This window comes from Hymenobacter terrigena (assembly GCF_054776515.1).
Window position 1 is genome coordinate 598,890 of record NZ_BAAHBU010000002.1, and the last position, 19,494, is coordinate 618,383.

The 19,494-nt window shown below is 63.8% G+C and carries 15 protein-coding genes; 8 read left to right on the top strand and 7 right to left on the bottom strand.

Translation table 11 applies throughout. The features are described 5' to 3' along the window. Position 1 precedes the first annotated feature (1 nt). The 5 genes from ACYU7Q_RS09415 to ACYU7Q_RS09435 all read left to right on the top strand — a co-directional run bounded on the left by ACYU7Q_RS09415 (position 2) and on the right by ACYU7Q_RS09435 (position 6,919). The gene (locus ACYU7Q_RS09415) at positions 2–1,075 is read left to right on the top strand and encodes an ATP-grasp domain-containing protein (protein WP_460609197.1); all 1,074 of its coding nucleotides are present in this window, start codon (positions 2–4) and stop codon (positions 1,073–1,075) included. 180 nt (positions 1,076–1,255) lie between these two features. Further along, positions 1,256–2,599 carry a type III PLP-dependent enzyme domain-containing protein gene (locus tag ACYU7Q_RS09420; protein ID WP_460609198.1) on the top strand — a complete coding sequence of 448 codons (1,344 nt, stop codon included), beginning with the start codon at positions 1,256–1,258 and terminating at the stop codon, positions 2,597–2,599. Between the two features lie 206 nt (positions 2,600–2,805). Continuing rightward, a complete protein-coding gene (locus ACYU7Q_RS09425) occupies positions 2,806–5,136 on the top strand; it encodes an urea transporter (protein ID WP_460609199.1) in 2,331 nt (776 codons plus the stop codon). After that, positions 5,133–6,323 carry a tetratricopeptide repeat protein gene (locus ACYU7Q_RS09430; RefSeq protein WP_460609200.1) on the top strand — a complete coding sequence of 397 codons (1,191 nt, stop codon included), beginning with the start codon at positions 5,133–5,135 and terminating at the stop codon, positions 6,321–6,323. The genes ACYU7Q_RS09425 and ACYU7Q_RS09430 overlap by 4 nt, the downstream gene beginning before the upstream one ends. After that, a complete protein-coding gene (locus ACYU7Q_RS09435) occupies positions 6,311–6,919 on the top strand; it encodes a tetratricopeptide repeat protein (protein WP_460609201.1) in 609 nt (202 codons plus the stop codon). Before ACYU7Q_RS09430 ends, ACYU7Q_RS09435 begins: the two co-directional genes overlap by 13 nt. On the opposite strand, the gene ACYU7Q_RS09440 is transcribed toward ACYU7Q_RS09435, so the two are convergent. Together ACYU7Q_RS09440 and ACYU7Q_RS09445 are read right to left on the bottom strand one after the other, a co-directional pair. After that, positions 6,853–7,167 carry a hypothetical protein gene (locus ACYU7Q_RS09440; protein WP_460609202.1) on the bottom strand — a complete coding sequence of 105 codons (315 nt, stop codon included), beginning with the start codon at positions 7,165–7,167 and terminating at the stop codon, positions 6,853–6,855. The genes ACYU7Q_RS09435 and ACYU7Q_RS09440 overlap by 67 nt on opposite strands. A gap of 72 nt (positions 7,168–7,239) precedes the next feature. Further along, entirely contained in the window at positions 7,240–7,371 is a 132-nt protein-coding gene (locus ACYU7Q_RS09445) for a hypothetical protein (RefSeq protein WP_460609203.1), read from the bottom strand. Between the two features lie 465 nt (positions 7,372–7,836). Between ACYU7Q_RS09445 and ACYU7Q_RS09450 the strand changes: the two genes are divergently transcribed. The 3 genes from ACYU7Q_RS09450 to mgrA all read left to right on the top strand — a co-directional run bounded on the left by ACYU7Q_RS09450 (position 7,837) and on the right by mgrA (position 10,750). After that, a complete protein-coding gene (locus ACYU7Q_RS09450) occupies positions 7,837–8,247 on the top strand; it encodes a T9SS type A sorting domain-containing protein (RefSeq protein ID WP_460609204.1) in 411 nt (136 codons plus the stop codon). A gap of 222 nt (positions 8,248–8,469) precedes the next feature. After that, positions 8,470–9,555, top strand: coding sequence for a class II fructose-bisphosphate aldolase (gene fbaA, locus ACYU7Q_RS09455; protein ID WP_460609205.1), 1,086 nt, complete (start codon positions 8,470–8,472; stop codon positions 9,553–9,555). Between the two features lie 205 nt (positions 9,556–9,760). Next, complete coding sequence (gene mgrA, locus ACYU7Q_RS09460; RefSeq protein ID WP_460609206.1) at positions 9,761–10,750, top strand: aldo-keto reductase family protein; 990 nt, start codon at positions 9,761–9,763, stop codon at positions 10,748–10,750. Positions 10,751–10,834: 84 nt separating this feature from the next. Here mgrA and ACYU7Q_RS09465 read toward each other — a convergent pair whose 3' ends face one another. The 5 genes from ACYU7Q_RS09465 to ACYU7Q_RS09485 form a co-directional block, all read right to left on the bottom strand. Then, positions 10,835–11,494 (bottom strand): hypothetical protein, encoded by a 660-nt coding sequence (locus ACYU7Q_RS09465; protein ID WP_460609207.1) that lies wholly within the window; start codon positions 11,492–11,494, stop codon positions 10,835–10,837. A gap of 117 nt (positions 11,495–11,611) precedes the next feature. Next, positions 11,612–13,105, bottom strand: coding sequence for a hypothetical protein (locus tag ACYU7Q_RS09470; protein WP_460609208.1), 1,494 nt, complete (start codon positions 13,103–13,105; stop codon positions 11,612–11,614). A gap of 46 nt (positions 13,106–13,151) precedes the next feature. After that, complete coding sequence (locus ACYU7Q_RS09475; RefSeq protein ID WP_460609209.1) at positions 13,152–14,201, bottom strand: hypothetical protein; 1,050 nt, start codon at positions 14,199–14,201, stop codon at positions 13,152–13,154. Positions 14,202–14,262: 61 nt separating this feature from the next. After that, positions 14,263–17,670 (bottom strand): hypothetical protein, encoded by a 3,408-nt coding sequence (locus ACYU7Q_RS09480; RefSeq protein WP_460609210.1) that lies wholly within the window; start codon positions 17,668–17,670, stop codon positions 14,263–14,265. A gap of 274 nt (positions 17,671–17,944) precedes the next feature. Continuing rightward, positions 17,945–19,423: a hypothetical protein gene (locus ACYU7Q_RS09485; RefSeq protein WP_460609211.1), complete on the bottom strand. Its 1,479-nt coding sequence runs from the start codon at positions 19,421–19,423 to the stop codon at positions 17,945–17,947. Positions 19,424–19,494 lie beyond the last annotated feature (71 nt).

A 19,494-nucleotide genomic window follows, 5' to 3' on the forward strand; every position in this document is an offset into this window, starting at 1 on the left:
CGTGCCCCCTTCCAACTCCCGGCCTTACCAGGTACGACCGCGCCTGACCGTGGCCGTGACCGGCCTCAACGCCACCGACAGCCCCGGGCCGGGTGTGGCCGTCATCCGCGCCCTGCGCGAAACCACGGACTTCGACCTGCGCATCATCGGGCTGAGCTACGAGGCCCTGGAGCCGGGCATCTACCTGCGCGAGCTGGTGGACAAGACCTATCAGCTCCCCTACCCATCGGCCGGCACGGCGGCGCTCCTGGCGCGGCTGGCCCACATCCGCGAGCGGGAGGACGTGGCCGTGCTCATCCCCAACTTCGACGCCGAGCTGTTCAACTTCATCAAGCTGGAACCCGAGCTGCGGGCGCTGGGCATCCACACGTTCTTGCCGACGCTGGCCCAGCTCGATGCCCGCGACAAGCTGAACCTGGCCGCCTTCGGGGCGGCGCACGGGCTGCGCACGCCCGCCAGCCGGCCCCTGCACAGCGCCTTCGAGCTGCCCGCTGCCGCCGAAACCCTGGGCTGGCCGCTGGTGCTGAAGGGCCGCTACTACGACGCCGCCGTGGTGCACTCGCTGGCGCAGGCCGAGCAGGCGTTTGGGCGGCTGAGCGGGCTGTGGGGCGTGCCACTCATTGCGCAGGAATTTGTGGCGGGGCAGGAAATCAACATTGCTGGGCTGGGCGACGGGCACGGCCGCACCCTGAGCGCAGTGCCCATGCGCAAGCTCACCATCACGGACCGGGGCAAGGCCTGGGCGGGCATTACGCTGGAAGATGAGGCGCTGCTGGCCCTGGCCCGCCGCTTTGCCGAGGCCACGCGCTGGCGCGGCGGCTTCGAGCTGGAGTTGATTCGGACGTCGGCCGATGAGCTGGTGATTCTCGAAATCAACCCCCGCTTTCCGGCCTGGATATACCTCACGGCCGCCGCCGGCCAGAACCAGCCCGCTGCCCTGCTCCGCCTGGCCCTGGGCCTGCCCGTGATGATGATGGAGGAGTACGCGGTGGGCAAGATGTTCGTGCGCTACGCCTGGGACCTGATTACCGACCACACCGACTTCCAGCAAGTGGCCGCGCTGGGTGAACTTTGAGCCGACGCTTAGCAGGGAACAAAACCTGTCATCCTGAGCGCAGCGAAGGACCTTATCACGTCCATGCCATTTGCTATTACGGCCGAGCGTTCAGCGGTGATAAGGTCCTTCACTGCGCTCAGGATGGCAGACGTTGTTTTGCTCTTTCCCGCCCTTGCCTCCGCGTTTTCTTACCAACCCATGAAACAACCTTACGAACGGCCCACTATCCGCAAGCTCACGGCTGGCGCGCTGCACAAATTCGGGCCGCGGGCCGGGGCCGCGCCCACCACGGCCCTCGACGGGGTGCCCGTGGCGGAGCTGGTGGCCCGGTTCGGCTCGCCCTTGTTTGTGCTGAGCGAGCGGCAGCTGCGGCGCAGCTACCAGGCGGCCGTGCGGGCTTTCGGCACGCGCTACCCGGCCGTGCAATTGGCGTGGTCATACAAGACGAACTATTTGAATGCCGTGTGCCGCACCTTCCACCAGGAGGGCGCGTGGGCAGAAGTGGTGAGCGGCATGGAGCTGGAAAAGGCCCTGCTCAACGGCGTGCCCGGCCCGCACATCCTCTTCAACGGCCCCGGCAAGCGGCGGGCCGACCTGGAGCGCGCCTGCGACGTTGACGCCGTGATTCACCTCGACAATGCCGACGAGTTGCACCTGCTGCTCGAGGTGGCGGCCCGCCGCGCCACCCGGCCCCGCGTGGCCCTGCGTGTGAACCTCGACGCGGGCATTTACCCGCAGTGGGACCGGTTCGGCTTCAACCTGGAGAATGGCGAGGCCTGGCAGGCGCTGGGCCGGGTGGTGGCCTCGGGGCGGCTGGCGCTGGTGGGCTTGCATTGCCACATCGGCACTTATGTGCTGCAGCCCAAGGCCTACGGCACGGCGGCCACCAAGCTGGCCGCCTTGGCCCGGCGCTGCCAGCGGGAGCTGCACACGACCGTGCAATACCTCGACCTGGGCGGCGGCCTCCCTTCTACCAACACCCTAAAAGGCGCCTACCTGCCCGCCGCCGATACGGTGCCGCCGCTCGATGAGTACGCCGAAGCTATTACCGGGGCGCTGCTGGGCGCGGGCTTCCCGGCCGATGAGCTGCCGCTGCTGGTGCTGGAAGCCGGCCGGGCCCTGGTGGACGACGCGGGCTCGCTCATCGGCTCGGTGCTGGCGAATAAGCGCCTGGCCGATGGCCGCCGCGCCACCATCCTCGACTTCGGCGTGAACCTGCTCTTTACTTCATTCTGGTATGACCACCACATCAGCCCCACCCGCGAATTCTCCAATCAAACCGAGCCCACCGTGCTCTACGGCCCCTTGTGCATGAACATCGACCAGCTGCGCGACAGCATCGCCCTGCCCCTGCTCGCCCCCGGCGATACCGTGGTGGTGCACAAAGTGGGCGCGTACAACATGAGTCAGTGGCAGCAATTCATCAACCTGCGCCCCAACGTGGTGCTGATTGACGAGGCCGGCGCCGTACACTTGGTAAGAGCCGCCGAAACGCTGGAGTACCTGCAACAGCTGGAGCGGGTGCCGGCGCACCTACGGTAGTTTTCGTCGTCATTGCGAGTGGAGCGCAGCGGAACGCGGCAATCCGTCCTCCCAATGCGACCAACGTCCTTAACTCAGAAAGCTTCATACACCACACCTCATTACCCAACCTAAACACTCCTTCCCATTTTCTGAACCAGGCTGAGTTTATCAGGCTGGTCGCGCTTACAGGACGGATTGCCGCGTTCCGCTGCGCTTCACTCGCAATGACAGTTCCTACTCCCTCCTCCTTCTTCCGCGCCGTGCTGCACAGCTACGCCATGCTGTTCTTTTCGCAGCACCGGGGCTTTGCGGCCCTACTGCTGGCGGTGTCGTTTGGGCACCCGGCGGTGGGGGCGGCGGGGCTGGCCAGCACCTGCCTGGCGGTGGCCGGGGCGCGGCTGGGGGGCTACAATATGGCATGGACCGACAGCGGCGCGTACAGCTTCAACGCCCTGCTCACCGGGCTGGCGCTGGCCTCGTTTTTCGCGCCGGGCTGGGGGCTGGCGGGGCTGGTGGTGGTGGGCGCAGGCCTGGCCCTGCTGCTGAGCGTGGCCCTGGGCGGCTGGCTGGGCGGGCGGGGTCTGCCATTTCTGTCGTTGCCTTTTGTGGGCACGGTGTGGATTTTGCTGCTCGGGGCCGGGCCGCTGCTGCACCTGCCGCCGGCCGAGGGCGGCACCTACTGGCTGAACGAGGCTTACGCCCTGGGCGGCCCCCGGCTGGTAGTGGCCGCCCAATGGGTGGCGGCCTGGCCCTGGCCGCCATTGCTGGCCACCTACCTGCGGGCCCTGAGCGCGGTGCTGTTTCAGGACAGCGCGCTGGCCGGGCTGCTGGTGGCGGCCGGGCTGCTGTGGCACTCGCGCATTGCGTTTTCGCTGTCGGTGCTAGGTTTTTTGGGGGCGTATGGGTTGTTGCTGCTGACCGGGCCGGCGGGCAGCGGACCGCTGGACTACAACCTGGGAGCCAACTATGTGGTGGCGGCCGTGGCGGTGGGCGGCGTGTTCGTCATCCCCTCGGCGGCCGGCTACGGCTGGGCCTTGCTGAGCGTGCCCGTGACGGTGGTGGCGCTGGCCGGCTTCACCGTCGTGCTCGATAGGCTGGGGCTGCCGGCTCTTTCGCTGCCCTACTGCGCCACGGCGCTGCTGTTTCTGTACGTGCTGCTGCTGCGCGAGCGGCCGGGCGCGGGCCTCGTGCTCACGCCCATCCAGCGCTATTCGCCCGAGCGCAACCTCTACACCTACGCCACGGCGCGGGTGCGGCTGGCCCACCAGGGCGCGGTGGCCCTCACCCTGCCTTTTCGGGGCGCGTGGACCTGCACGCAAGGCTACCTCGACGGCGGCCCCACCCACCTCGGCGACTGGGGCCAGGCCCTGGACTTCGCCATCACCGATGCCGACGGCCGCACCTACCACGGCTCCGGCCTTAGCCTGAGCGACTACTATGCCTACAACAAGCCCGTGCTGGCCCCCGCCGACGGTGTGGTGGAAGAAGTTATTCAACACATCGAAGACAACGTCATCGGCGAGGTGAACACCCGCGAGAACTGGGGCAATACCGTAGTCATTCGCCACGCGCCGGGCCTGTTTACGCAGCTTTCGCACCTGCGCGCCCATTCGGTGCCCGTGAAAGTGGGCGACCACGTGCGGCGCGGCGACATCATCGGCACCTGTGGCAGCTCGGGCCGCTCGCCCGAGCCACACCTGCACTTCCAGGTGCAGGCCACGCCCTATGTGGGCTCGCGCACGCTGGCGTACCCGTTGGCGTATTTCGTGGCGATGCAGGGGGTGAGTTCACCTGCTACCGCCGATGCTTTAACTCTGACCCTCAAGAAGCTGAAGGAGCAACCGTTTCAGGCTTGGGGTTCACCGGTTAGCGTTTCGGGTAAATCTGACGCTCTGTCGGGCGACACCAAGACGCCACAGCTCCGCCATTTCGCCGTGCCCGAAGCCAGCGAAATCGTGAGCCCGCCCGCCTTCAACCGCACCCTGAGCCAAGCCCTGCGCCTGCCCCCCGGCTACGCCCTGGACGTACGCGATGCCGCCGCGCCCGCCACCCCGGCCCAGCGCTGGGAGGTGTTCACCGATGCCTACAACCTGGCTTACCTGCGCTGCCAGCGCACGGGGGCCGTGCTATACTTCGCCGGCGACGAGTCGGTGTTCTATTGCACGGCCTTTTATGGCGATGAAAGCTCGTGGCTATACCTGCTCTACCTAGCCGCTTACCGGGTGCCGCTGGCCAGCCTGCCGGGGCAGACGGTGCACGACGACTTTCCGCTGACCGTGGTGCGCAACCCCGTCCTCACCTGGGCGCAGGATGTGCTGGCCCCGTTCTACCGCTTCCTCCGCCCTACTTTTTGGGCCGAAGAGCTGCCCGCCACGGCCGGCCAATGGCCCGGCGGGCCGGTACGGCTGCGCAGCCGCGTGGTGGTATCGGGCTTCGGCCGCACCCGCGAGGTGCAGGCCGCCGAGCTGTTCTTTGCCGAAGGCCGGCTGGCCGAGTTGCGCGTGCGCCGGGCCACCGGCAGCCTCAACCTCACCTGCACAGTGGCCGGCGCATGAGGAAATTAACCATCCTGCTGCTCCTGCTGCTGGCTGGGGCCACCGCCGCCCGCGCCCAAGAAGCTTCCATACCCGATTATCAGGCCACCGATAGCCTCGTGGAAGCCCTGGCCCGGCAGTACCGTTGGGCCGCGCTCGATTCGGTGGGCCGCGCCGCCCTGCACCTCGGACTCGATTACCCTGGCCTGCGCCGCCGGCTGGGCCAGGCCGCCCTGGCCCGCGACCGGCCGGCGCTGGCCATCAGGCACTACGGCCGGGCATTGCGCGAAAACGCCGTCGACACCACCGCCCGCTACGGGTTGGCCCTCGCCTACCTCGGCCTGAACCAGCCCGGCCCTGCGGCCCTGGTGGCCCGCGGCCTGCCCGACTCGCTTCGCCGGCCACTGCACCTCAACGGCTTCCAACTCCTGAGCCGGGTGGAGGTGGAAGCCAGCGGGCAGTCGGTGCGCAACGAGCACCGGGGGCCGGCCGGCTTCCTGCGCCTGGGCCTGGGTACCCGCCTCAGCCCCCGCTTCAGCCTGAGCCAGAACTTCAGCTACTTCGGGCAGAACATTGAGCTGCCCGACCACCAGCGGCGCGGGCATGGCGAAGGCTACCCCGTGCGTCAGCACCAGTACCACGCCCTGCTGGCCGGCCAGCTCGGCCCGCGCTGGCGCGCCCTGCTCGGCTACCACTACCTGCGCAGCGACTTCGGCCGCCTCGAAGCGCCCGCCAGCCACCTCGGCTACGCGGCGTTGGCCTACGCCCGCCCCTACTGGGCCGTGCAGGCCGGGCAGTACCTCGGCACGCTCACCGACACCGCCCGCGCCCAAACCGACCTGCGCCTGACCGTGTACCCGCTCGGCAACCTGCGCCTGTACGGCTTCGGGCAGGCCAGCGTGGTGCGCTCCAATGGCCGCAGCTTTCCGCACGCGCTGCTGGGGGCGGGCGGGCGGCTGCACCGCCGCGTGTGGCTCGACGTGTACGGCGGCCTGGGCCAGGTGCCGGTGCTGGCCGAGCTCGACGGCCTCTACGTGTACAACCTGCTCGACCCCTTGCAGGCCCGCGCCGGGGCCGGCCTGCTTATTTTGCTACCCGAGCGGCTCTCCCTGCGCCTGAGCTACGGCCTGGAGCGCCGTCGCGATGCCATCGACAACCGCCTGTATAACTTGCAATCTCTTAGTACTGCCCTCGCATGGACCTGGTAAAGCTGACCTTCGCCACCGCTGCCCTCGCGTATGCTGTGCCGGCCGCCGCCCAGGCCCCGGACCAGGCGACCGCCTTCGCCACCAGCTACGCCGCCGAGGCCAAGGCCGACTACGCCGAGGCCATCGCGCCCATCAAGGCCATCTACGTGGGCACTTATGAGCAGAATCTGCGCCTGGGCTGGCTCTACTTCCTGGCCAAAAACTACCCCGCTGCCGCCGCCCATTACCAGAAAGCCGTGGAGCAGCGCCCCTACGCCATCGAGCCCAAGCTCGGCCTCATCAAGCCCCTGAACGCGCTGGGCCAGGTGGAGAAGATGCTGAGCACCTACGAGGCCATCCTCAAAGTAGACCCCCAAAACACCCAGGCCAACTACTGGACCGGCGTCATCTATCTCAACCGCAAGGCCTACGGCCAGGCCGCGCGCTACTTCGAGCACGTCGTCAACCTCTACCCATTCGATTACGACTCCACCATCTCGCTGGCCTGGGCCTACCTCAACCTCGGCAAAAAAGCCGAAGCCCGCGCCCTCTACACCAAGGCCCTGCTCATCCGCCCCGGCGATGCTGCCGCCACCGCTGGCCTGCGCCACCCGTAGCGTGGCCCCTGCGCCGCCGGCAGGCAGCGCACCACGTAGGCCACCAGCGCCTGAAACGTCTCGGCCCGCCGCAGCTCGGCATCGTCAAGCTGCACGTAACAGGCCCGCTCCACTTCGCAATACAGCTCGTTGCGCTCCATCTCGCTGGCAAACACGGCACTCAGCCGGCGGCGCGGCACCAAGCTGGAAGGCGCAATGAGGTGCCGCCGAAAAATCCTCCGCAGAATGCGGTAAACCTGCTTTTTCATGGTGGACTAAGGATAGTTGGGATAAGAATGATGGGCCGGCAGCCACTGGCCCCCGGCCCGTTGAGGCCAGGGTTAGTGAGCGGGCCGGCGGCCAGGGCGGCGCGCCCGGCGCTGGGCCGCCCGCTGGGCCTGCAGCTTGGCGTATTCATCGGCTTTCAGCACCGAGCGGAGTTGGGTATCAGATTCGTCTTCAAAGCGCTGCATGGCAACAAGCAAAAGGGGCTGAATGAAAATGGGACAATAAAAACCTGCCGCGCGGTAGCTGGCAGGCTGATGTGCTGTGCGGCGGTGGGCTAGGCTTCGGCTAGGCGGAGGCGGCGCGGCGTATGCATAAGCAGGGGTCGGATTAGGTGGAGCAAGGCAGCCGGCACGGGTCGGTTTGCGGCGTCAAAGGTGGCGGGCCGCCGCAGGGGGTTCAAACCCAATCGCCCAGCCGCGTCCCTACGCCGACTATCGCCCCACCTGGCAGTTCCGGACTGCCAGCAGACTATCCTGGTCCGCAGCAAAACCATTGGGAGTGAATGAGCTGATGTTCATCGACTTTTTAAACTAAGCCGTCGATTAAGCGTCTTATTCACAGACCCAAGTTCCATCTTTGGCATGTTGTTTCTGACTTCTCCACCTACACTACCCTTCTCAGCCTATTTCTCACGCATTACCTGCCTCACTATGACCGATGCCCCTGGCAACGTCACACCCTACGACGTTGCGACTGCCCCCAATAGCGGCGTCATTTCGTCCGATGTTAAGCCCGGTTTCTCCCGGCCCGGTGAGGGCACCGGTGCACAGCGCGGCGCAGACGGCTATTTTGTGCTGGGGCAGAACTATCCCAATCCGCACAACGGCGAAACCACCGTTCCCTTCACCCTGCCCACGGTGGCCGATGTCCACCTCGATTTATTCGACCAGCTGGGCCGCAAAATGGCCGGCGTGGTGCGCAAGGGCCGTAGCGCCGGCCCCCAGAGCATAAAACTGAATCTTACCGGCTTGGGATTGCCGCCTGGCGACTATATTTACAGATTACATGTCAGCAACCGGTTCGGAATATACCAGCAATCGAAACTAATGACCATTATCTAAACAATTGGAAGTGAGTGGGATGAATTGTGCTGCCTGAGGCTGACCGCTGCAACGGTCAGCCTCTTTCTTTTAGGTCCAGGGCCCGGCACCGCATTCGTTTAGCCGAAACCTTTCAGGTTAGGCAGCGCCGCCCGTACTTTGCCGTCGGGCCGCCGCCGGAGGCGTCCCGCTTGTCCACCTGCTTCACATCCCACCGCGGCCCCGCCGCATAGCTTTTCTCTTATGGCTGACCAAACCCTTACCGGCCTGCGCGCCGGTGTGCTGCACAGCGACGAAGTGCAGGCCCTCTTCCAGCACGCCAAAGCCCAGGGCTTCGCCCTGCCCGCCGTGAACGTGACCGGCACCAACACCGTGAACGCCGTGCTCGAAACCGCCAAAGCGGTGAACTCGCCGGTTATCATCCAGTTCTCGAACGGTGGCGCGCAGTTCTTCGCGGGCAAGTCGGTGCCCAACGACAAGCAGCAGGCCAGCATCGCGGGCGGCATCTCGGGGGCGCAGCACGTGCATTTGATGGCCGAGCTCTACGATGTGCCCGTGATTCTGCACACCGACCACGCCGCCAAAAAGCTCCTGCCCTGGATTGACGGCCTGCTCACGGCCGGCGAGAAACACTTCCAGCAGTACGGCCAGCCGCTCTACAGCTCGCACATGCTCGATTTGTCGGAAGAGCCGATTGAGGAGAACATCGAAATCTGCAAGCGCTACCTCGAGCGCATGGCCAAAATCGGCATGACGCTGGAGATTGAGCTCGGCGTGACCGGTGGCGAGGAAGACGGTGTGGACAACTCCGACGTGGACAGCTCCAAACTCTACACCCAGCCCGAGGAAGTGGCCTACGCTTATGAGCAGCTGAGCGAGGTGAGCCCGCGCTTCACCATCGCAGCCGCCTTTGGCAACGTGCACGGCGTGTACAAGCCCGGCAACGTGAAGCTGCAGCCCAAGATTCTGCACAACTCGCAGGAGTTCCTGCGCCAGAAGCACAACATCGCCGAGGCCCTGCCCATCGACTTCGTGTTCCACGGCGGCTCGGGCTCGAGCCAGGAGGAAATCCGCGAGGCCATCAGCTACGGGGCCATCAAAATGAACATCGACACCGACCTGCAGTGGGCGCTGTGGGAAGGCATCAAGGACTACTACGTGAAAAACGAAGGCTTCCTGCAGGGCCAGATTGGCAACCCCAGCGGGGCCGACTCGCCCAACAAGAAGTACTACGACCCGCGCGTGTGGCTGCGCAAAGGCGAAGAGTCGTTCTCGGCCCGCCTGAAATCGGCATTTGAGGATTTGAACGCCATCAACCGCCGCTACTAGTTCGGTATTGTCATTGCGCGGACGAAACAATCCGTCCTGTTCTCAGCTCGACACCGGATAATGTGATAAGCCCTGACGCCAGCAACGGCGTCAGGGCTTATTATTGTCGGAAGGTTCACCACATCTCAGGGTTTATCACATTGAACAGGACGGATTGCCGCGTTCCGCTGCGCTCCACTCACAATGACAGACGCCCCCAACCACCATGCCCTACCAGCCAAGCCCCACCCGCTACCAGGAAATGACCTACCGCCGCTGCGGCCGCAGCGGCCTGAAACTGCCGGCCCTCTCGCTGGGACTGTGGCATAATTTCGGCGATGTGGACCTGCTGGCCAACTCCCGCGCTATCCTGCACCGGGCGTTTGACCGCGGCATCACGCACTTCGATTTGGCCAACAACTACGGACCGCCGCCCGGCTCGGCCGAGGAGAATTTTGGCCGCATTCTGCGCGAAGATTTCCGGCCTTACCGCGATGAACTCATCATCTCGACCAAGGCCGGCTACCACATGTGGGAAGGCCCCTACGGCGAGTGGGGCTCGAAAAAATACCTCGTTTCCAGCCTCGACCAAAGCCTGAAGCGCATGGGCCTGGAGTACGTCGACATTTTCTACCACCACCGCCCCGACCCCGACACGCCCCTGGCCGAAACCATGGCTGCCCTCGACCTCATCGTGCGCCAGGGCAAAGCGCTGTACGTGGGCCTGAGCAACTACAAACCCACCGAGGCGGCCGAAGCCTTGGCCCTGCTGCGCCACCTGGGCACGCCCTGCCTCATCCACCAGCCCAAGTATTCGATGTTTGAGCGCTGGGTCGAAGACGGCCTGCTCGACTTGCTGGGCACCGAAGGCGTGGGCTGCATCCCCTTCTCGCCCCTGGCCCAGGGCCTGCTCACCAACAAATACCTGCACGGCATCCCCGATGATTCCCGGGTGGCCAAAGGCGTGGGTTTTCTCACCGAAAGCAGCCTCACCCCCGAGCGCCTGGAGCAGGTGCGCCGCCTCAACGACCTCGCTCAAACCCGCAACCAAAGCCTCGCCCAAATGGCTCTTTCTTGGCTCCTGAAGGATGACCGGGTAACATCCGTCCTCATCGGGGCCAGCAAGCCCGAGCAACTCGATGATTCGCTGCGCTGCCTGGAGAACCTGACGTTCAGCGCAGAGGAACTGGCCGGGATTGAGGGGATATTGAAGTAGGGTGCGGGGTCGTACCTGGAAGGCTTGCCCCCGCCGTTTGCACACCCCTGTTCTGTTTAACGACGGGCGGGGGCAAGCCCCGCTCTACTTCCCAATCGAGCCAATTTTGGGCTGAATCTGGATAATAAACCGCTTGTTTAGCGCCTCCTGGCTGCCAGTGTAGCGGCCGGCGCCGCGGAAGCCGCTGCCGGCCGCCACCACTTCCAGATTGCTGGGGAAACGTAAGCCCGCCTCCTCCCAGAGCCGAATCACGCTCAGCGCCCGGCTGTAGCTGAGCTGGCGCACGGCGGGGCCGTCGAGGTTGTGCGGGTCGTTGGCAGGGTAGCGCAGGTCTTTGGCCGCCCGGCCCTCTACCACGATGAGATACTGCACCTTGTCGTCGTTTTTTATCGACTGCATCTGGCTCAGCAGGAAGCGGCCGGCTTTCACCAGCGGGGCCTGGGCCTCGTAGGGCAGCACGTCGCTCTTGGGCGCGAAAGTGACGGGAAATTTCAGCTCGTAACGCTTGTAGGTGGGGTTGTACTCGAAATAATTGCTTTCGAGGCGTTTGAGCGCGGCCTTGATTTCGTCGAGCTTGCGCTTTTCCTGCACCTGTACTTTCAGGTCGTAGATGAGCTTGTCGTTGTCGCGCTGCTTGTCTTTGAAGAGCTTGTAGCTGAGCACGAACAGCACGAGCATGGTCAGGAACAAGGCCGTCATGAGGTCCACGTAGCTGGGCCAGAAGAAGTCCTTGCTCTCTTTCATAGGGGATAATTAAGGGGTTTGTGCAGCGTATCCAAGCTGTCATTCCGAGCGCAGCGAGGAATCTGAATCAACTGCTAAATAGCACCCGGATTCCTCGCTGCGCTCGGAATGACCGTTTTACTTCTTGCCTAGAATTGTGCGCTGAAACCAGTTCGGTTTGGTGATTTCCTCCAGCACTTTGTTGGTCCGGTCCACCTGCTGCAACAGTTGCCGTTGCAGCTGCGCATCGGCCAGCAGGCGGGCTTCCATGCGCTGCATGGCTTGCGCAGCCAGTGAGGCCTGGCGCTCCTGCAGCACGTTGAGGTCCTTTTGCTGGGCCGGGAGCTGGGTGAAGGGATTGAGGTACTCGGTAATTTTTTGGTAAATGTTGTCCTGGTTCAGGCGGCGGAAATGCTGCTGCCACTGCTCGTGGGCGGCGCTGGCTTCCTTTTGCAGCTCCTGCAGGCGGCCGTCGAGCTCGGCATCCATGCGGTGCACGCCCTCGCTCACGCCCTGGCGGATTTGCGCGCCCAGGTCGGCCAGCAGCTTGCCGTGCTGGCTGAAGAAAGCCACCTGCTGGCGCAGCGCGTCGTCGTGCTGCTGGAGGTATTGCGGCACGCTGGCCAGGCCCTGCTCCAGCGCCGTAAGACGGTTGAGGAGCGAGCCAATGGTCTGGGCGGCCTCGTTGCTGTGCGTCACGGTGGTGTTCAGCGCCTGCTGATAGCCGAGGAATTTCTCAAACGTCTGGGCACTTTCGTCCACCCTGTCGAACACCTTGATGGTGGCGTTGGCCAACTCCGAATAGCCGATTTTCTCCAGCTGCTCCAGAAAACGCTTCTGAATGCTCACGTTCTCCGTGATGCTGGCAATGAGCGGCGTGAACTCGTGAATCTTGCTGAAGAAGTCGTTCTGAATCTGGCTGAAAAACTCGGCGTTGAAGGTATCGAGCACCGATTTCAGGTTACTCATGCCGGCCTGCATGTCAGAGTTCAGCTTGGGCAGCAACGCCTTTTGCAGGAAGGTGTAGTAGGCATTTTTGTTGCGGTCGCGCACGGCGCGGGCCTGCTTCAGCAGCTGGTTGCCGGCCAGCGTAAATGCCAGGCCGAACAGGCTGCCAATCATGGCAATAAGCACCCCGCCAAGGAAGTGCTGCACGTCGCCGTTGCTGAACGAAGTGTCCTTGGCCGGGTCTGCTACGGCCTCAGCAAAGGGATTGCCCACCAGTGAAACTAATCCTAGAATAGCCCCCGTAAACGTGCCCAGCAGCCCCAGATACAACGGTGTCGCAATCTGGGCCTGAATCTCCTCATCGAGCGCCTCGGCGTGGCGCTCGGAAATGTCTTTCAGAATGCCAAAATCGGCCGCTGCACCGCGGTTATTCAGCAGGTATTCGTTGGTATCGGTGATGATTTGGCCAAACTCCGGCGAAGCGTCGCGGGTGATGAGCGCATCGTACTGAATGGCGAAATTCTTGTCCGGCTCGGCCGCCGTGAAGGGGATGGGCTGCACGCCCACCGCGCCGGCCGGCGGGTACATGGCCTGCACCCGAGCCGTGAGCTGGCGGTTGCGCATAAACACCAGCGCCTGCCAGGCCACCAGCGCCAGGATGAGGAGGATTTCAATCAGGAGCATAAAATGGGGCTACAAACTGTAGAGACGCAAAGATGCGTCTCTACAACTAGCTCAGCGCGATTTCCGCTTTTTGCACCACGTGCCAGGCCTCGTCGCGCTTTTCCAGCTTGCCGGGTTTCAGGTTTTTGATGGTGGTGAACTGCTCCGTGGGCGGCAGCTCAAACTGAAAAAATTCCTTCAACTCCCGCACCCCGTTGCCGATGATGCGCGACTGGTCGGCCTGCGGGCTGAAGGAAAATTGCGCCGTGGTAGCCTCGGTGTGCGGCAGGGTGATAAGCACCGGCATCTGCGGCAGCGGGTTGGGGCTGAGCTTGCGGTGCTCAATGCTGGGCACATCGGGGGCCGGGGCGTAGTAATGCAGCGGGCCGTTGGACGCCGTGGGCGCAGCAGGTTCGGGCGCGGTTTCGGCGGCGCCAGCGGCCGGGTTAGCGGCGGCATCGGTGGCGCTACCATCAATCAATTCCTGAATGGCGGGCGGCGTGGACGTAGGCGCGGCCCATTCAATGGTTTGGCCAGGCTCCAGGGGGTGGTTGTCGCCAGTGGGCGGCGGGGTGGGCGAAGTTGGATTCATAGCGGAGGGACGGGGGGCAATCGGCGGCCAGGATTGGGAAGAATTAGCGGCCGACGATTTGCGGGAGTTGAAGTTGGGCTGGTTCCTTTTATCCTTGCCAGATGGCTTGGCCGGCGGCTTGGGAGTAGTGCCCTGCACTTCGCGCATCGACTGAAACGAAACCCCTTTGCCCGTACTTTCGGTAGCGGGCGGCTCGGCAGGCGGCGATTTTCGCACGTTCTCAGCCGGCTTTTTTCGCACTGGTTCCGGCACGGCAATGGGTGCGGGAGAAGGAACATCCTTGGTAACCGGAGTGTCAGCCGCCGGTGATTTCCGCACGAAAAACCACACGCCCAGCGCACCAATGGCTACCCCACCCAGCACCGCCCACACCGTGGACCAGTGCGAAGCTGGCTGAGCAGCCGGTGCGGCAGCAGTCACCGAGGCCGAATCTGTTGCCAAACGGGACGCAGGCGTATTGGCGGGCGGCTGCGCCCACGCTGCCGGACTACCACTCAGCACCCCCAGCAACAGGAGAAGCAGCAACGGCCGGCTGCCCGTGCAAGGGCAGCCGGCCGGCTGGAGCAGGCTCACGGAGCCAACGCGGCTAGTTGAGCGGCTGCGCGTCATGAAGCACCTTGGATAGCTCATACAGGGCGTTTTTGAACGGCAGGAAGAACAGCGTTTCGGGCACGGTATCGCCGTCGCGGAGCACGTCGGCGTACTGCTGCCGGTAAAGGTTGAAGGAGTCGCCGAGGCTGCGCTCCAGCGTATTCATCACCAGACCCTGGTCGTTTTTCACGCCCAGGTCGGCCTGCACGCGCTTCAGCTCGGGGTCTTCGAGTAGCAGCTTGAGGCAGGCGCGGGCGTTGGCCAATACGGCTTGCTTGATTTCGTCGGTCACGGCCGTGGCTTCGAGGTGGTGTTCTCCTTTATCGGCCTGCGGGTTTTCCGGGTCGGGCAGCACGCCCACAGGGCGTACCATGGGCGGGTCCTGCGGAATCTGGCCGGTGGCGAGCACGCCGCCGTTGGCGGTGGTTTGCTTGGGGTCGTCGGCCAGCTTGATGCGGAAATCAGCCGGCACGGTCTGGCCAGTGGCTTTTTCCATGATGAGGCGGGCCAGCTTCTCCACCGGCTGCAGGTTGGAGCCGGCGGCCAGCAGGCGCACGTAGAGGCTGCCGCGCCCCGTAAAGCACAGGTAGCGCGGCAGCTGCTGGCCGTTGGCCACCGTCACCTGCGCCACGTGGTAAATCAGCGCGCCGAAGTGCAGGTAGAACAGCACCCGCAGGTGTTCGGCCCGCAGCAACCGTTCGCTGAAGCCCAGCAGCTGGTCGTAGTTGAACAGGAAGCTGGCCACGTCCTCGGAGCCGAAATTGTCGGTTCCTTCGGCCACCAGCACGTATTCGCGGGCCCGACGGGCGGCGGGCGACAGCACCGCGCTTTGCACCCCAGCCACTCCAAAACGCACGAGGCCGTTGTCCTTCGAGCCGCGCACTTCGGCCCCGCCATCGCCCCACAGGTCGTTGCCGGCGAAGCGGAACGAAGTGCTCAGCACCGGCTTGCGGTCGGCGTAGAGCAGCACGTCGGTGGTGCCGCCGCCGATGTCGATGAAAGCAGCATTTTCGCCCGGCCCCAGCGTCACAATGTTGCGGCGCGTGAGGTAGTAGTACGGCGCGGTCGATTCTACCATGCAAGGCATGGAGTTGGTGGTATGGAAGACACTGTGAAACAGCGTATCCCACTCACGCTGGTACAGGTTGCGCTGGTAGGTCGAGAAGCTCAGCGGGGCAAACCAAGTGATTTGCGTGGCCGCGAGGTTGCCACCGTTCAGGGCTACTTTGGCGCGGCACAGCAGCAGAATTTCCTTGAAAAACGCCCGCACGCGGTTGGTATTGGCGATGTTCAGCGAATTATCCCACTTCAGATTGGTGTGATAGTTCGGCCGGCGCTGCTCCTCGGTGATGATGCCGAAGGCCACGTTGATGTTGCCGAGCACGCTTAGCTCCTGGGTGGCGTAGTTGGCCGCCTCATAAGTGGCAGTGCGGGCCGGGAAAGCGTACGGCGAGCTGTCGGCCCCGATGATGGGCGGCACGAATTCGCGCTCTTGGTACTGCTGCCAACGCTTGATTTGCACGAAGTTGGCCGGGTCATCGTCGATGCCGCGATACAGGCGCTCGTAAGCGGTGCGGTCAGGCTCGGCGGTGCTCTTTTTCAGCAGGGCCACCGGCGTATCGGTCAGGCCGAAGCTGAACGGCTTGGGCTCCTGGCCGGGGCTGTCCTGCATGGCCACGTGGGTGTTCGTGGTGCCAAAGTCGATGGCGAAGCGGTATTCCTTGGTGCCCTGCCGCACTTCGGGCCAGCGCGGAATGATGAGCGCGCGGCCCTCGGCCGGAGCCGGGTTCAGCACTTCGAGGTAGTCGAAATGCGTGCCGCGCACCTCGTAGTAGGTGCTGCCTTCGTCCTGGCTGGTTTTGGGGGTGCGCTCGTAGCGGGTGGCGCTCTGGTCGGTGCCGGTTTCGCTGAGCTGGTGGCCGTTGGCCCAGAACTTCAGGTCGACTTTCTTGGTCACCATGCTCGGGTCGATGTTGTTGGCATCCACTAGCATGACTTTGTAAAAGTCGTTGTACTGCGGCGCGTCGGCCACTTTCACAAAGGGAAACACCGACAGCGCCACGTTGGTCACACGCAACCGCCCCACGCCCTCCCCTTGCGGGTTGTCGTAGTAAGCGCGCTCGTAATCCACGTAGTCGCCGCCGCTCACCGGCACCCGCAGCTTCACCCGGATGCAAGCCGATTCCAGCTCCAGCGTCAAATGCTCAGCCAAATCCTGCTGCGTGAAGTAGTCGAAATACAGCGGCTTAATGGGCAGCAGCGGCCAGCTGCTGGGCCGGAAACCGGGCGCAATTTTCAGGTTGCCGCAGAAGAACCGGGCCTCGTCCACCTCATACGGCACGGCCAGCAGGGTTTCTTCCAGCAAGTCGTTCACCGTCAAGTACGGGTAGGGCAGTTCCGGGCCGGGCAGCGTGCGTTCCTTCAGCGGACGGGCATCGGCGGCGGGCACGGTGGCCCCGCTGTCGGCAAACAGGGTTTCGTTGTAATACTTTTTGCCCACAGCCTTCAGGCCCGGGCGCAGCACGATGGGCAGCGGGCCGCCCACGCCCGCCCGCGTCGGCCGGATGAACAGGTCGGAGCCGCGCACGGTGCCTTCATCGGGGCGCACGCGCAGTAGCACACCGGCCACGTCAATCTGGTTGTTCGAAGCGTCGGTCAGCACCGGGTAATTAGCGAGGCTGGCGGTGCCATCCATAGCCCACTTCTGCAGCAGGCCGCGGTCGAGGGTGTCGCGCACCAGCGGCGCAAGGGCCGTCAGGGCCGGGTCGCCCACAAACTCCTGGTACACGTAGTCGCGGAACGCGGCTTCGCGGTTGGCCAGCGGCACATATTGGTTATCGAAGTAATAACCACCGCCCTGCGGGCGCTGCACCGGCAGCGGCTTCACATTCGGGGCCGGGAAAAACAACGTGAGCGGCGAGGTGCCACCGATGAGCTGCGGCACGCCATTCGCGCCGGGGAAATAGATGAGGTGCATCTCGGTCAGCTTCGCAAAGCGGCCATCGAGGTACAAAGCCAGCACGTCGGCCAGCGGGCGGGTGGCGGGGTTCTGGCGCAGCTTGGCCAGTTCCTCGTCCTTACGCCAGGCCCGGATTTGCAGACGCTGGCTGGCCAGCTTGCGCTGGTGGAAGTTGAACACCATTTCCCACACGTCCCAGAAGTGGCTCACCAGTTGGTGGTACACTGAATCCTGGCTCACGCCGCCCTGCGTCACGAAGCGCAAGGCAGTTTCGACCAGGTGCATGCGGGCGAAGGGCGAAGGAATCGAAACCGCCACCTTGGCGGCGCGGCCGCCTTGCGGGTCCAGTAGGCGCTCCACTTCGTGGGGGCCAATTTTGCCAGTCGGTCCCCAGCCTTCGTGGGTGCTGGAGCCGGTGTCGTGTAATCGCAGGATTTTAGCCATGAAGGTTGTTTTCGGTCAGGAGGCGCGAGTCGCTGAATCGGCTGTCATTGCGAGGGCGCAGCCCATGGCAATCCGTCCTGTTCTCAGCGCGTCACTGAATAATGTGATGAATTAGATTTTTACTGACGCTTTTTTCGCTTTGAAACCTGAGTTACTTAGCAGCTTTTGTTTCTTCAGCCTTTACCAGAAAGGGCTTTGTCACATCTCAGGGCTATCTGCATCGAGAGGACGGATTGCCGCGCTCCACTGCGTTCCGTTCGCAATGACAGCCGATTTAGGAGTATTGCAGCTTCTTATTCAGAATCTCGCCCGTTGCCTCCTCAAAGGCCTTCACCACCCAGCGCAGGGCCTCGTTTTCCGTCGGGTTTTTCAGGGTGTCTTTGCCCACGGCTTTGGTTAGCTCGTCGCGGAAAAAGCCGGGCGTGATGCCTTTGCTGAAAATGCCGGTTTCCACCGTTTTATCGGCCACCATTTTGTTGAAATCAGCCTCGTCAGCGCGAATGGCGGTGTAGCGGCGCTGGTTCACGCCCAGCTCGCGCAGCCACTCGTTGTAATCGCCGAAGAAGTCGGTCAGCTCGCGCAGGGCGCGGTTGTTGCGCAATTGGGCGGTGAGGTCGCCGGCTTCGTAGTAGGGCGCCTTGGCGTCGTCGGGGGTGTGCTTGAGGAAGTAACGGGCGAAGTAGTGCAGCTGAATGAGCGGACGGGCCACTTCCTGGCGCATTTCCGTGGGCAACTGGCCAAAGTCGATGTCGGTGGTGTCGGCTTTCAGGCCGTACTCGTGGTAGAGGGGCTGGTTGCCGTCGAGCTGGTTGTCCGGCACTTCCATGAAGTGGGGCACGGCCAAGGCACCCAGCAGTTCCAGCAAGTGGGCTTGGTTACGCTGCTCGGCGCGGCCGGGGTGGTTGGCCAGCGGCTGGCCGGGCTGGTCGCCGAGGTAGTACAGGGCTTCCAAGCCCTGAAGGTTGTCGGCGTAGTACGAAAGGGCCGTTTTGGTCTTCGTGACGAACGTATTCGAGTCGATAAAATCCTGTCCTGCTGACTTTTCATCCGCCGAAGGGTCCTGCAGCTTGAAGTAGGGCAGCATCACCAGCGCGCCGGCTTTGAGGCGGCGACGGATTTCGGGGTGCGCCAGCGGCGAGTTGGCGTCGCGCAGGTTTTTCACCAGCAGCGGGAAGCCGGCCGCGCCCGTGCCGCCAAAAATCGAGCTGATGAAAAAGGCGCGGTCGCCGTCCTGCAAACTCTGGGCGAGGTAGCGCATTTCCTTAGATTGCACCACGGCGTTCAGCACCACCGAGCCCACGTTGGGCGAACCACGGAAGCCCACGTCGAGGTTGGCGGCCAGGCTGTCCTGCGTGAAGAGCAAATCGACCAAACCTTGCGTTTCCACCGAGAGGTCGTTGTACTTCAGGTAGTCGCGGAAGGGCTGGCTGATGCCGCCGAAGTCGTACACGAACGAGTCGCGCAGCTCCTCACCGCCGCCGCTGGTATTGAGGTGGGCCAGCGTGTTCATAGGCTGGCTGAAGAAACCGGTTTTTTCCTTCTGGCCGTCGCCGTACAGGGCTTCGTGGATGCGGGCGTAGCGCTTGAGCAGGGCCACGGTGCGCGTCACGTCGCCATTCTGAGTGTCGGGGTCGATGAGGACGGGCACCACCTGGTCGCAGTTCGGAATCCGAACTCCGGCTGCCAGCAGCATGGTGAGGGAGCGCAGCACGCGGGCCCCGGTGCCGCCCACGGCAAAGATGAATAACTTCATTGTTAATGATTAATGGTTAGTGTTTAATGATTAATTATGAACAGCAAAAGAGTCGCAAGCAGGGTCAAGCT

Excerpts from the sequence above, each read along its gene's own strand:
- ACYU7Q_RS09420 (WP_460609198.1), top strand. The coding sequence starts at position 1,256 with ATGAAACAACCTTACGAACGGCCCACTATCCGCAAGCTCACGGCTGGC.
- ACYU7Q_RS09425 (WP_460609199.1), top strand. The coding sequence starts at position 2,806 with ATGACAGTTCCTACTCCCTCCTCCTTCTTCCGCGCCGTGCTGCACAGC.
- ACYU7Q_RS09430 (WP_460609200.1), top strand. The coding sequence starts at position 5,133 with ATGAGGAAATTAACCATCCTGCTGCTCCTGCTGCTGGCTGGGGCCACC.
- ACYU7Q_RS09435 (WP_460609201.1), top strand. The coding sequence starts at position 6,311 with ATGGACCTGGTAAAGCTGACCTTCGCCACCGCTGCCCTCGCGTATGCT.
- ACYU7Q_RS09440 (WP_460609202.1), bottom strand. The coding sequence starts at position 7,167 with ATGAAAAAGCAGGTTTACCGCATTCTGCGGAGGATTTTTCGGCGGCAC.
- ACYU7Q_RS09445 (WP_460609203.1), bottom strand. The coding sequence starts at position 7,371 with ATGCAGCGCTTTGAAGACGAATCTGATACCCAACTCCGCTCGGTGCTG.
- ACYU7Q_RS09450 (WP_460609204.1), top strand. The coding sequence starts at position 7,837 with ATGACCGATGCCCCTGGCAACGTCACACCCTACGACGTTGCGACTGCC.
- fbaA (WP_460609205.1), top strand. The coding sequence starts at position 8,470 with ATGGCTGACCAAACCCTTACCGGCCTGCGCGCCGGTGTGCTGCACAGC.
- mgrA (WP_460609206.1), top strand. The coding sequence starts at position 9,761 with ATGCCCTACCAGCCAAGCCCCACCCGCTACCAGGAAATGACCTACCGC.
- ACYU7Q_RS09465 (WP_460609207.1), bottom strand. The coding sequence starts at position 11,494 with ATGAAAGAGAGCAAGGACTTCTTCTGGCCCAGCTACGTGGACCTCATG.
- ACYU7Q_RS09470 (WP_460609208.1), bottom strand. The coding sequence starts at position 13,105 with ATGCTCCTGATTGAAATCCTCCTCATCCTGGCGCTGGTGGCCTGGCAG.
- ACYU7Q_RS09480 (WP_460609210.1), bottom strand. The coding sequence starts at position 17,670 with ATGGCTAAAATCCTGCGATTACACGACACCGGCTCCAGCACCCACGAA.
- ACYU7Q_RS09485 (WP_460609211.1), bottom strand. The coding sequence starts at position 19,423 with ATGAAGTTATTCATCTTTGCCGTGGGCGGCACCGGGGCCCGCGTGCTG.